Origin of the sequence: Microbacterium luticellae (genome assembly GCF_050408645.1) — a bacterium.
In the GTDB taxonomy this organism is placed as follows: Bacteria; Actinomycetota; Actinomycetes; order Actinomycetales; family Microbacteriaceae; genus Microbacterium.
This window is the reverse complement of sequence record NZ_JBNTKE010000001.1, coordinates 632,763-645,536: the sequence shown is the minus strand read 5'-3', so window position 1 is coordinate 645,536 and position 12,774 is coordinate 632,763. Positions and strand designations below refer to the sequence as shown.

The window sequence follows — 12,774 nt, the reverse complement described above, 5'->3', positions numbered from 1 at the left end:
ATTTCATGTCAGGATAAGGAGCAAGGTTTATTCCGTCAAGACTCTGAGGGAGAACTTATGTCACGCCACTCGTTGTCCGACGACGTTGTCGAGGCGACTACACAAGGCCACTGGCTCCGACCCAGCGGTCACACGCCAGGGGAGCCTCGATGGGGCCATGCCCGCGGGATGCAGGTGGGTATTCACCCCATCCCCGGCCCACGAGGTTTATTGCGTATTTTCACGCCCTATCTGGATCATCCTCGCGATCGCCTGGTCAACTTCATAGCCGTTGAACCGATCCCTGAGGGCGTTTCAGAGCGCGGTTATTCGGAGCTCGAACCCAGCACCCTCGATGCACAGCAGCAGGGCAAGCGATTCTGGTCGGCCTATTCACAAGAGGCCGCCCGCACACCAAGCGACCCGCTTTCGCCGTCCGAAGGTGTTGTCGAAACCATTGACGGCGTCGAGCACCTCACGGTATGGATTGGGGTTGAGCCGTTCGACAACGGCGCGGATGTGTGTGTGCGCGTACGTTTTCGCCATGATCGCCCACACGAGGTCGAGGTCGCTGGTTTTCGACATGACACATCGGTGCCGCTGCGCAACCTCGTACTCACCGCAACGATGGGCAACTGGGCGCGCCTGCGATTGCTCGAGCTCGAGCACAGAACCGTGCATCCGAAGCAACTGTGGCCCGACTTCTCTGGCACAGGGTTCACTCAACACGCTCGCTTTGGGCTCAACGAGCTTCGTCGCGAGGGCGATACCGCCGTCGTCAGTGCTATAGGCGACGAAGACGACCCGATGAACGTGCAGTATTCGGCAGACACCGCACAACACTGGCACTTTCTTGGTCAGCGTGCGCGTCAAACCTGGCGCGTTGATAACCCGCATCCGCAACTGCAAGTGCTGGTCAACGCGCGCTGGTCATACTGGGCGAGCGCTTCCGAAATTCCCGGTGGCCCCTCATTCGAAAACTTCGAAATCGTTGAACCGTTTCGTCAAGGCGCCGCATACCGATTCGCCATCGACCCTCTCGACTAACGACGCCGGTGTCGTTGCTCTCTAGCATCCGGATGCTACACAGCAACGACACGCGACGCCGAGCGTTTAGTTGAACTTCAGCGCTGGCCGCTTGAAGTCGGGCGCGTGCGGCTGTTCGACCTGCTCTCGGTATGAGCGAGGAGTAAGGCCGAACGAGACCAGTTCACGAGCACGCTGAGGGTAGCCAAAAACGGCGGGTAGCGAACCGGCTCGCAACTCTTGCAAGGCTTCGGCACGAACCTGCGAATTGGGGTGAACGAAACCGGTGGGTTCGTAGTGAAAAAGGTTCCAGCACCAGGCCTGTGCGTCTCCGCGCGTAAAACCCGCCCATGGTCCGTCGGGTACAACGTCGGTAGCATCTGGTGCAGAAAGCGCTTCTTCGACGAGTTTCCACCCGGCCGCGCGCTCGTCAGCAGGGCGCGACTCTTCTTTGCGTTTGAGGGTGGTCTCGGTTTCTTTTGACACCGACTGCAGGCGATCCCGCAGCTCATCGAAGGTGAGCGTCTCGCCCTCAGCATCACCCTTAAATGCCACCGGCGGGTGCTTGGTGAGAAACGCCGCCACCGCCTTCGCTACGGCCATACCCATGTTTGGGGAGAGCGGAAACCGGTCGGCGACCGCGAGTCCGAGCTCATTGGGCCAGAAGTCAGTGCGGAACTTAAAATAAGAAGCAGACATAAAAACTGCCCCTCTCTGGGGCAGAGCCCCATCGAAACTTGCATCACGAGGATTCGTGAGCCCGTTCTTCCCCTGGGACACCCGGGAATCGATGGATTCGGGTTGTCGCGTGACTAGCCAGGTACTTAGCGTCACGACTCTTGAACGTGAGAATGACTGTAGCACAGTCGGTACGAGGTGCGACCTAACGCTGAGTATTCGCCGGCCAATCATCGATCCTGCTCATAGCGCCATCAGGTGCACGATGCCGGTGGCGGCGAAGTCGACCGCGTGGAGGCCGTCCGGCGAAGCGTGCAACGTAGTCGGGCGAGCAAGAAGCGTGCAACGCAGCCGCGCCACCAAGAAACATGCTGTTGGGGTGCGCCGCTGATGCGCGCTACTTTTTGCTGCGACGAGCGCTACTGCTTTGCCGAGAACAGGAAAATTGCCGAGCGCAGGACGTTTGACGCGAAATCATGTGTTGCTCGGCAATTTTCCTGTTTCCGGCAACCGGGCACCCCGGCACCCCGGGCACCCCGGCACCCCGGGCACCCCGGCACCCCGTGCAACCCTGCAACCCGGCAACCCCGGCAACCCGGCAAACCCGGCACCCCGGTTCCTAACTCACCGGCACGCGCACGCCGGGAAGAGCCCACGCCGCGAAGGCCGGGCCGGGCGCAGTGAGCACGGCGCTTCCGTCGGTGGAGGAGGCGAGTGTGGCTTGACCGTAGAGCAGCGTGGCGGCACCAGCATCCGGAATCGCCGAAGCAGCAATGGCAATATCGGCGTCGCCTCGCGTGGCTAGTACCAGTACTGTTTCTTGCGGTGACTCGCGTACGAAGACCATCGACTCGTTATCGACGTAAATCCAGCGCAACCCGCCGGTGCTGAGGGATGTGTGTTCCCGGCGCAGCGCGATGAGCTCGCGGTAGGTGTTGAGGCGTTCGGCCACGCCGGGTTCGTTTTCGGTGCCCCACGGCATGGGGGTGCGACTGGCTTCACCGTCGGCACCGAGTTCACCGAATTCGTCGCCCGCAAAGACCACGGGTACGCCCGGCAGGGTCATTGCGAGTCCGACAGCGACAGGCACGGTGCCTTCTGCGGCGACGGTCGCAAAGCGCCCCGTGTCGTGTGTGTCGAGGGCCTGCATGTTGCCCAGCCGCACCCGCCACGGAATTCCCGCGGTAAATCGCGTGATCGCCGCCACCACGTCGGCGGCAGAATAGTGCGGAATGGTGCCGATCGGTTGGCCAAAGAACCAGGGTTCTGTGCAGGTTTCTCCTTCGGCATTCACCCACGGCTCGTAGGTTCCTGACTGCAACCAGCCCCACACGGGCCGAGTGAAAGATGGGTAGGTCATGGCGCCGTGCCATCCGTCGCCCTGCAGGTCGCTCGCGGCATCGTTGGTTGATTCGCCCAGCAGCGCGGCATCCGGATTCAACTCGTACATGGTTTCGCGAAACAGGTTGCGGACCTCGGCGTTGAGGTCGATATCGCCGTACCGGCCGGTCATATTTGCCACGTCTATGCGCCAGCCGTCGATAGAAAACGGGGGCTTGAGCCACTGGGCGACGACAGAGTTCTCGCCGGTCACAAATTTTTCGCGCAGCTGCGGCGAGGCCCAATCAAACTTGGGTAGTGAGCGGGCGCCGAGCCACGATACATAGTCGGTGTTGGTGTCGTTGGTGAAGTAGTAAAACGACGCGGTTTCGGCGTCGGGGTTGCCGTATGCCTGCTGGAACCATTCGTGTCCGTCTCCGGAGTGGTTGCTGGTGAGGTCACCAATAATCCGGATGCCGCGTGCATGCGCTTGTTCGATCAGGCGAATGTAGGCTTCGTCGCCGCCCAACAGAGGGTCGACCGTATCGAAACGTGAAGCGTCGTAGCGGTGGTTAGAGCGGGCAGGAAAAATGGGGGTGACATAGAGCAGGTTCACCCCGAGTGCAGCAAGGTGGTCGAGCCGTTCGATGATGCCGGGGATATCGCCGCCATAAAACTGTTGCGACCGGCCGGGCATGGCAGGCTCGACAGGGTCGTCCCATGCGGCGGCAATGGCCCAGTCGGGTACCGGGTGCTGGTCGGCTTCGGCCGAACGCGCAAAACGATCGGGGAACACTTGATACATGACGCTCTCATGTAGCCATGCCGGGGGTGCCGGATGCGCCACAAGAGCGAAATCGTCGTAGTCGAGGGTTTCGCCGCTGTGAACACCGGACTGGTTCACCCACACGACCGAATCGTCGTCACGCACCACGACAAAACGGTACCCATGACGCCGATTGCGTACTGTGATGGGCGCTTGCCACCATTGCCAGGCGTCGATGGCTCCGAGGTTTTCGGCCGTACTCCATTCCGGCTCGTGGTCGGGGTTTGACCGGGTGCGTACCGCCTTCACCGGTCCGAACTCTGCAGGTATGCGCAGCCGGACCATCACGGTTTCACCGAGTTCGGGTGCCTGGTTCGACACATATAGCGGCGAGCCGTCGTGATGAGGTAAGAGCATCGTCATCGTTATTTCACGCTTCCTGCGGTGAGTCCGCCCACAATGTATTTCTGCAGCGACAAGAACAGTGCCACGGGCAAGATCGCCGCGAGCACGGCACCGGCGGCAAACACACTCCAGTTCTTGGAGAACTCGTCAGAGACAAACTTGTACAAGCCGACCGCGAGAGTCTGCTTATCGGGGTCGATCAGAATAACGCTTGCGAGAATAAATTCGCTGCTGGTGCCGATAAAACTCAGCAGTCCAACGACGGCCAGAATGGGTGCGACCAGCCGCAGAATGATCGTAAAGAAAATACGAGCGTGCCCGGCGCCGTCGATTTTCGCGGCCTCGTCGATCGAGGCTGGAACCGTGTTAAAGAACCCGTACATGAGGTAGGTGTTGGCACCGAGCGCGCCACCGAGATACACCATGATGAGGCCGATCTGCGAGTTGAGACCGATCGCGGGAAAGATGTCGCCAATCGTGACCATGAGCAAAAAGATGGCGACCATGGCCAACATTTGCGGAAACATTTGAATAACCAGCAGGGCAGTGAGGCTAAAACGACGGCCAGTGAACCGCATGCGCGAAAAAGAATACGCAGCTAGCGCCCCCAGCAGCACAGTTCCTGCCGCAGTGATGAGCCCGATCACGAGCGTATTGACAAACCACGCGCCATACGGGTGCCGCGGAGTAGTAAAGAGTGTCACATAGCTGTCGATATTGAAGTTGCTAAACAGCGAATTAGCGGTCAGCAGCGTACCACCCGGGTTGAGTGAGGCCGAGACAACATAGAGCAGCGGAAACAGCGCGAATGCGCCGACCACGATGCCGACAATGTGACGCCAACCGGTTTCTTTGAAGTACTTGGAGAAACGGCGACGCGGTGGCTTGGTTGCATCCGGACCACCGGAGTTTCGCGTGATGATCGCAATCGTTGACTGCGGCTGAGTCGTGCTCATATCAGTTCAACTCCTCAAGCGCCTTGGTCTGGCGGAATGCGACGACCGAAATCGTAGCGACGAGCAAGAAAATAATGATCGAGAAGGCGCTCGCCAACCCGTAGTCAGACTTTGATCCGACGAAGGCAACCTTGTAAACCATCGTGATCAAAATGTCGGTGGAACCCACATTGACACCGGCTGAGGCGTCACGCGGTCCGCCACCGGTGAGCATGTAGATAAGGCTGAAGTTGTTGAAGTTAAACGCAAACGACGAGATCAACAGTGGGGCCACCGAGACGAGCAGTAGTGGCAGTTTGATTGCGCGGAAGATCTGCCACGTGCTGGCTCCGTCGACGCGGGCTGCCTCTTGAACATCTTCGGGGAGTGCCTGCAACGCGCCGGTACAGATTAAGAACATGTACGGAAAACCAAGCCACAGGTTCACCAGCAGAATGGAGAACTTGGCGAGCCATTCGTTGGTGAGCCAGGGGATATCGGCACCACCGAAGAGTACGACGTTTAAGAAACCAAACTCCTGGTTCATCATGCCCGCCCAGACCAGCGCCGACAAGAAGCCGGGGAAGGCGTAGGGCAAGATCATGAGCACGCGGTAATACTTTTTCGACTTCATGCGTGGGTCATTAAAAACGATCGCAATAAAAAGCCCGAGAGCAAAACAGGTGAAGACTGAGAAGAACGCGAAAACGAAGGTCCACGTGAGTACGGCAAAGAAGGGGCCGCGGATGGACTGTTCGGTAAAAGCACGCACAAAGTTGTCGGCACCCACCGTGATTTTCCAGCCGGGCATGAGTTCGCGGCCGTCATCGGCGGTGAACGCGCCCGTGCCGATATCTGAGTACACAACGCCTGTGCGTGTGTCGGTCATCGTGCCCGCTGCCTCGTCGTAGACGAGCTTCGACACATACACGTAGGCCTGCGAGCCGTCGGGTGTGCGCAGAACGCCGTCGTTGGGGTCGTCGCTGAGGGGCACAGCGATGTCGGCGATGGCTTTCTGGTTGCTGACAATGTCAGAAAAGCCCAGCGACGTAAAGCCAGGCACTGCAACCGCTTTGCCGCCATCAATATCAGCATTCGAGACCCGCTCGAGCGGCCGTTCGTCGCCGCCCAAAAAGACTTCGCCGTCGGGGTCGGTGACGAGGAATGAGAATTCGCCCAGTTGCTCAACAATTGTTAAACCGTAGGCGGGGGAGTCGGGTACGCGCTCTTGCGCAGAAAGCATAAGCGAGTTGACAGCACTGTCTTTATCGCTGTTGTGTCCTGTGCCGTAGTTGGTAAAGGCGACATAGCCGGTATAGATCGCCGCAAAAACTTGAAAGACGAAGAGGAAAATGAGGCCAGGCAGCAAATATTTCGCCGGTAGTTTGCCGCGACTAAAGTAAATCCAGGTGGCAAACGCAGCGACCGCGAGCACAATAATGGCAGGCACAAGCTGGTCGCTGCGAAACAGCACGAATGCCGCATACAGTGCGAGGGCGTCGATCAGGCCCACGAGCACAATTTTTGTCAGCACCATTTTCCAGCCACCGCTGGCGGCATCGGCCATCGCGGCAGCACGTCGCTGGCGGCCTGACGGCGGCGTTACTGAAGCTGGTGCTTCGGGGTTGATTGTCATGGGCTTACCTCACGCAGTTGATCGGCCAAAAATGTTGCGGGGTGGCATCTGCAGCATCCGGATGCCACCCCACAGCACTACCTATTCGATAGCCGCCTGAATATCGGCGGTCATCTTGGCCCACAGGCCTGCGGGGTCGCTCGCGCCGTTAATGATGGCGGCCTCGGTGACGCCCCAGTACTCCCACACGGCACCCATCTCGGGAATGCTCGGCATCGGCACGGCGTTTGCGCCCACCTCACCAAAGCCCGCGGTGATCGGGTCGGAGGCAACAGCTGCTTCGAACGCACTCGTGAGCGCGGGTGCACGGCCACCGACCTCGTACAGTGCTTTCTGCACCTCTTCGCTGCCGATGTAGTTCACCATGAATTCGTTTGCGGCCAGGCGGTTCTCGCTTTCGGCGCTCAAGAAGAAGCCCTGTACACCAGCGAAAGGCTGTGCGTCGTCACCACCGGCCGAGGGGATCGGGTCGACAGCGATGGAAAGGCCGGCGGCAACAGCATCCGGAGCATTCCACGGCCCCGTCAAGAAGTACGGTGACTTACCCGCGAGGAAGTTTTCTTTTGCCAGGTCACCGGTGATGTTGGTGTTAAAAACACCTGCCTTGCCCTGCTCGCCGAGCCACTCGGCAAAAGCTGTGCCGCCGTCGTTGCCGATCTGCAGATCGGTGGCGTCGTAGCCGTCGGGGCCGCTACCGAAAACGGGTGCGCCGAACGAGGTCTGGAACGGGTACAGGTGGTACGGGTCGGCTTCTTCGGGGTCGAGTCCGACAAGGAATGCGTAGTCGGTTCCGGATGCCTTGCCTTTGGCGACCATGTCGTCAAAATCGGTGGCTGCTTCGGCAACCAGGTCGGTGTTGCGCAGCAGCGCAATGTTTTCGATGGCGTACGGGACGCCGTAAACCTGGCCGTCGTAGCTCCACGCGTCGACAGCAACCTGCTCAAAGTCGCCCTTGCGGTCGCCGAGTTCGACGGGTGCGACTACACCGTTGGTGGCAAGAACCCCGAGCCAGTCGTGCGCGCCCACCGCAATATCGGGACCCTCGCCCGTGGGAACCTGCTGCACGAACTGGTCGCGAATTTCGCCAAACTCTTTTTGTACCAGGGTGACTTTTACGCCCGTATCTTGTGTGAAAGCATCGGCGGCGTCTTCGAGAACGCCCGCCCGGTCGGCGTCGACCCAGACCGTGATTTGTCCAGAAAAGTCGGCGCCGTTTTGTGCATCGTTGTCGGGTGCTGGCTCGCCCGAGTTGCCGCTTGAGCACCCTGCCAGGGCCAGCGACGAAATAGCGGCGATAGCGCCCAGTGTTGCAATCTTCCTCTTGTTCACCCTCATTGGTGTGCCTCTCATTGCAGTCGTTAGTGCATTGCTCGAGAGCCGAGGCTAACCGCCGTTGGCTCGCTGCTGCCTACATGCTGTAAGCGCTTACAGTATGCATGGTGAGGCCTGTGACGCGCAACGGTTTTTGTCGCCGATACCAATCTGTGACCTTGGCGGGGGGCATCCGGGAGCCGTTGCTTGACTGCGCTGTTGCGCTGCTGCGCTGTTGCCGAGAACAGCAAAATTGCCGAATATCGGATGAAACCGGCCGAATCATCCTGTTCTCGGCAATTTGGTAGTTTTCGGCAACGGAACTGGGGCGGCAGGATGGACTGCCTAGCCCCTGTCGCTGCAGGTCGATCGTTACTGCTGCGCGGTTAAATGAGTGAGAATCCGCCGTCGCTGGTCATAACCTGCCCAACTATCCACGAACCTTCGCTACTCACAAGCCAACCGACAAGGTTGGCGGGATCCGTGGGTTGCCCGTATCGGCCAAATGGAGTTGATGCTCGATATTCCTCCAGCGCATCAAGCGACCGGTCGGTCGTTTCGGGATCCATGTATCCGGTATTCACAGGCCCGGGATTGATCGTATTGAGCACAATCCCTAGTTGCAGCAGCTCCGCCGCAACTGTTGCGGTTACCCCTGCCAGCGCGGCTTTGCTCGCAGCATACGCGACCTCGCCCACCATTGGACCATGCAATTGCCCTGATGTTAGCCAGATAACGTGCCCGGTTGGTTGAGAAAACTGCTCCGTCTTCGTGATCTTTTCACCCGGATGCCGCGGACTATCGCCGTCGTGTACACCGGCCTTCCTCCGTGCAAACTCGCTCGTGAGTAAGAGGGTGGCTCGTGTATTAACGCTCCAGTGTGTATCAAGGCGCGACGGGGTCATATCGAGAATGCTTCCATCGGTTCCACTCACCGCCTGATTACAAACAAGGATCTCAATAGTTCCGGTGAGTGTTGTTGCACGCTCGATGACCGCGGTCACAGAAGCGGAGTCAGAAAGGTCGGCGGAGACGTCAGTAAAAGTAGCGCCGTCGACCTGTGCCGACCGTAGTTCGGCGCGCACAGCGTCTAGCTGATCACCTCCCCACGGCTGCTGACGGTCATGATCTGCAAAGTGATGGATGCACAGGTTCGCGCCAAGCGTGGCCAGTCGGCGGGCAACAGCAAAACCGATGCCGCGTCGGCGCGAAACACCCGTAACAAGCGCTGTTTTTCCTAGAAGAGGCAGATCGTCATAGTTCATGAGGGTTCCAACCTATCTAGTCCGCTTTACTTGCGGGCAGGTGCGCTAGCGTTGTGGAGAGTCGCACCTGCGTCATCCGGAGGAAATAATGAGCTCGCCCGTGCGTGATGACGAGAAGGCTCGTTACCGTGACGAACCGTCCGTGCTGACGGCGTTAAAGTCGCCGCGGATACTGACGCGTGAGGCGTTGGCCGGTCTCGTAGTGGCCCTGGCTCTTATTCCTGAGGCGATCTCGTTTTCGATCATTGCGGGTGTCGACCCGAAGGTGGGTCTTTTTTCGTCGTTCATTATGGCGATCACGATCGCATTTGTGGGTGGCCGACCGGCAATGATTTCCGCCGCGACGGGTGCTGTCGCGCTCGTTATTGCGCCGGTTGCTCGTGAACATGGCATGGACTATTTCATTGCCACGGTGCTGCTTGCCGGGGTTTTTCAGATTCTGTTGGCTGCTTTTGGTGTGGCAAAGCTGGTTCGTTTCATTCCCCGCAGTGTGATGGTCGGTTTTGTTAATGCTTTAGCGATCCTCATTTTTATTGCACAGTTACCGCACCTGATCGACGTGCCATGGATCGTATATCTGCTTGTGGCACTGGGGCTGGCGATTATGGCGTTCACCCCTCGAATAACGAAGGTTGTTCCGCCGCCGCTCATTGCGATCGTTATCGTGACGACTATCGTCATCGTTTTTGCCGTCAACGTGCCCACGGTGGGTGATCAGGGTGAACTGCCACGCAGCCTGCCGGAGCTGTTCATTCCGCAAATCCCACTCACGTGGGACACCTTTGCCACGATTGCGCCCTATGCGTTGGGGGTTGCGCTCGTCGGGCTGATGGAATCGCTCATGACCGCGAAACTGGTCGATGACATCACCGACACCCGCTCGAATAAGACACGCGAAAGTTGGGGGCAGGGCGTTGCCAATATTGCATCCGGGCTCTTCGGTGGCATGGGTGGCTGCGCGATGATCGGTCAGACGATGATCAACGTTAAAGTTTCGGGCGCCCGCACCCGAATTTCTACTTTTCTTGCTGGGCTGTTCCTGCTCATTTTGGTTGTTGTTCTTGGCGACCTTGTTGCCATTATTCCGATGGCGGTGCTTGTTGCAGTGATGATTATGGTGACCGTGGGCACCTTCGACTGGCACTCCATCAAGCCGTCAACGCTCAAGCGTCTTCCTAAGAGCGAAACGTTCGTTATGGTGTCGACGGTCGCTGTGGTGATCGCCACCAATAACCTTGCCATTGGGGTTGTTGTGGGCGTGTTTGTCGCCTCGGTTTTGTTTGTGCGTCGCGTCGCGCATTTTGTGAATGTTGAGCGAACAGTGGTGAACCGTGACGGACATGATGTCGCCCACTATGTGGTCAGCGGCGAACTGTTTTTCGCCTCCAGTAACGACATCACGACGCTGTTTGAATACAGTGACGACCCCGATGTCGTGGTCATTGACCTCACTCATTCGCACGTGTGGGATGCCTCTTCTGTTGCTGCTCTCGATGCGATCGTGACCAAATACGGCCGCTATGGCAAGAGGGTCGAATGGGTGGGTATGAATGATTTCACTTCGGCTTTTCATGGTCGCCTCACGGGCACGCTGGGTGCCGAGTAGTACGCACCCACGACTGGCATCCGGATGCCGTTGCTTGCCGCTGCGGGACTGTGCTGCTGCGCTGTTGCCGAGAACAGCAAAATTGCCGAATGGAGGATGAAACCGGCCGAATCATCCTGTTCTCGGCAATTTGGTAGTTTTCGGCAACGGAACTGGGGCGGCAGGACGGAATGCAGAGGGCTAGGCGCGCCGAGTCGAAGTCGATACGCTGAAATGACTGCTCGCTTGCTGCCCGTGTTGTGCAGCTCTGAGCTGAGAGGAAAGGCAGCATGTCGACGATGACGGCGGGCCTGTACCGCTGGGCGTTCGCGGCCGGGGCGATCATGGCGTTGAGTGTGGGTGGGTGTGCAGGCGCGGGTGAGGCTTCGCCGAGTGACACGCCAACACCGGCCGCAGAAACAGTGCCGACTGAAACTGCGCCGCGTGACACGACAGAACAAACACCGGATGCTGTGCCCCAGGCATCCGGCGATGATAGTGACGCGGGTTGTCAAAACGTCATGTTTGACGATGCGGCAGAAATACCGGCGATCTTGGCAGAGAACGATGTTCCGTTTTATCCGTGCACACACAAAATGACTGGTGTGCAGGCAGACGACCCGCTTTTTGTGGGTGAGTTTGTTACCGAACATGAGTTGACGATTGTCAACATGGTGGTTCGTGACCAGTTTGAGGCTTCGGGGTGGGAGATCGTTGACCGAACCGTAGACGGACAAAACACGGTCAACCAGGCCCGCAAAGACGGCCTTTTTCTGGTGCTGGTGGTTGGCCCCGAACGCACGGATGACTTTATAACGAGCCTGCATTACACGCTTCGACGAGAATAGAAGAGCACACATCGTGCCCGTTCGACCCAGAGAGAGTATGCATGGCCCATAAATATGACGACTTCAATGAGTCGGTTGTTGCTAAGTTTCGTGCCAATAACGGGGTAGTTCAGGGGTGGGGCGATGGTCTGCTTCTCGTGCACCATCGTGGCGCGAAGAGCGGAATTGAACGCATCAGCCCGGCAATGAGCCTGCGCGACGACGATGGGTCGTGGCTGATTGCGGCGTCAGCGGCGGGTGCTGCGAAGCATCCGGCCTGGTATTTCAATCTCAGGGCCAACCCCGACACGGTTGTTGAAGCGGCGGGTGAGGGAGAAGTGGCTGTGCACGTGACCGAACTCGAGGGCACTGAACGTGACGCCGCCTGGGCGCGGTTTGAACAGTTGAGTCCTGGGTTTGCGCAATACCAGTCGCGTACCGAGCGCACGATTCCGGTATTACGGTTGCAGCGACGGTAACAGCTCGCTGCGCTATCCGATGATTCCGGCGCCGTCGCGCCGCTCGAACACTAACTGGGTTTCGGTGGCGCGAACGACATCGTGCACGGTGATGCGTTCGAGCACAATATCGCGCAGTGATGCGGCGTCACGCACGGCCACGTGCACAAGAAAGTCGTCGGCACCGGCAATATGAAAAACCTGCAGTACGCCGCGGGTTTGGGTCAGGGAGTCAAACAGCGCGTTCACGGCAGTCTTATTGTGGCTGCCGAGGCGAACACGAATGACTGCCTCGGTCGGTACTCCGAGGGCTGCAAGGTTGAATTGTACGCGCGTGCCCACGATGACGCCGCGTTCGCGCAGCAGACGCAGGCGGTAGGCGCAGGTTGATTCGGGAATGCCCAGGCGTTGCGCGAGGGTGCGCACCGTGGCATCCGGATGCTGCGCATAGGCCGCCAACAGTGCCACATCGGTCGTGTCGAGTGCGACGGTTTCGTGAGGTGGTCGAGTCATCGTGCTCCCGCGGCGAGAGGTTTGCTTGGTCAACAATGTGCACCAGATAGTGCGCACTGTTATTGCGAGA

Annotated in this window: 11 protein-coding genes and 1 riboswitch; of the genes, 4 read left to right on the top strand and 7 right to left on the bottom strand. The window is 58.8% G+C overall.

All coding sequences use genetic code 11. From position 1 onward, the window contains the following. Positions 1-57 precede the first annotated feature (57 nt). Positions 58-1,026 (top strand): hypothetical protein, encoded by a 969-nt coding sequence (locus tag ACQUSW_RS03185; RefSeq protein WP_428930805.1) that lies wholly within the window; start codon positions 58-60, stop codon positions 1,024-1,026. Positions 1,027-1,092: 66 nt separating this feature from the next. On the opposite strand, the gene ACQUSW_RS03180 is transcribed toward ACQUSW_RS03185, so the two are convergent. From ACQUSW_RS03180 to ACQUSW_RS03155, 6 genes are all read right to left on the bottom strand, one after another. Next, complete coding sequence (locus ACQUSW_RS03180; protein ID WP_428930804.1) at positions 1,093-1,704, bottom strand: hypothetical protein; 612 nt, start codon at positions 1,702-1,704, stop codon at positions 1,093-1,095. 29 nt (positions 1,705-1,733) lie between these two features. Next, positions 1,734-1,850: riboswitch (SAM riboswitch) on the bottom strand. 452 nt (positions 1,851-2,302) lie between these two features. Beyond that, on the bottom strand, positions 2,303-4,192 hold the full coding sequence (locus ACQUSW_RS03175; RefSeq protein WP_428930803.1) for a glycoside hydrolase family 13 protein: 1,890 nt from the start codon (positions 4,190-4,192) through the stop codon (positions 2,303-2,305). A gap of 2 nt (positions 4,193-4,194) precedes the next feature. Beyond that, on the bottom strand, positions 4,195-5,130 hold the full coding sequence (locus ACQUSW_RS03170; RefSeq protein ID WP_428930802.1) for a sugar ABC transporter permease: 936 nt from the start codon (positions 5,128-5,130) through the stop codon (positions 4,195-4,197). A gap of 1 nt (position 5,131) precedes the next feature. Continuing rightward, entirely contained in the window at positions 5,132-6,745 is a 1,614-nt protein-coding gene (locus ACQUSW_RS03165) for an ABC transporter permease subunit (RefSeq protein ID WP_428930801.1), read from the bottom strand. A gap of 81 nt (positions 6,746-6,826) precedes the next feature. Further along, complete coding sequence (locus ACQUSW_RS03160; protein WP_428930800.1) at positions 6,827-8,080, bottom strand: sugar ABC transporter substrate-binding protein; 1,254 nt, start codon at positions 8,078-8,080, stop codon at positions 6,827-6,829. A 362-nt stretch (positions 8,081-8,442) separates the two neighbouring features. Next, entirely contained in the window at positions 8,443-9,321 is an 879-nt protein-coding gene (locus ACQUSW_RS03155) for an SDR family oxidoreductase (RefSeq protein ID WP_428930799.1), read from the bottom strand. Positions 9,322-9,409: 88 nt separating this feature from the next. Between ACQUSW_RS03155 and ACQUSW_RS03150 the strand changes: the two genes are divergently transcribed. From ACQUSW_RS03150 to ACQUSW_RS03140, 3 genes are all read left to right on the top strand, one after another. After that, entirely contained in the window at positions 9,410-10,927 is a 1,518-nt protein-coding gene (locus ACQUSW_RS03150) for a SulP family inorganic anion transporter (protein ID WP_428930798.1), read from the top strand. Between the two features lie 269 nt (positions 10,928-11,196). Further along, complete coding sequence (locus ACQUSW_RS03145) at positions 11,197-11,754, top strand: hypothetical protein (RefSeq protein WP_428930797.1); 558 nt, start codon at positions 11,197-11,199, stop codon at positions 11,752-11,754. A gap of 41 nt (positions 11,755-11,795) precedes the next feature. Next, a complete protein-coding gene (locus tag ACQUSW_RS03140) occupies positions 11,796-12,212 on the top strand; it encodes a nitroreductase/quinone reductase family protein (RefSeq protein WP_428930796.1) in 417 nt (138 codons plus the stop codon). Positions 12,213-12,224: 12 nt separating this feature from the next. Here ACQUSW_RS03140 and ACQUSW_RS03135 read toward each other — a convergent pair whose 3' ends face one another. Then, on the bottom strand, positions 12,225-12,704 hold the full coding sequence (locus ACQUSW_RS03135; RefSeq protein ID WP_428930795.1) for an Lrp/AsnC family transcriptional regulator: 480 nt from the start codon (positions 12,702-12,704) through the stop codon (positions 12,225-12,227). Between the last annotated feature and the right edge of the window lie 70 nt (positions 12,705-12,774).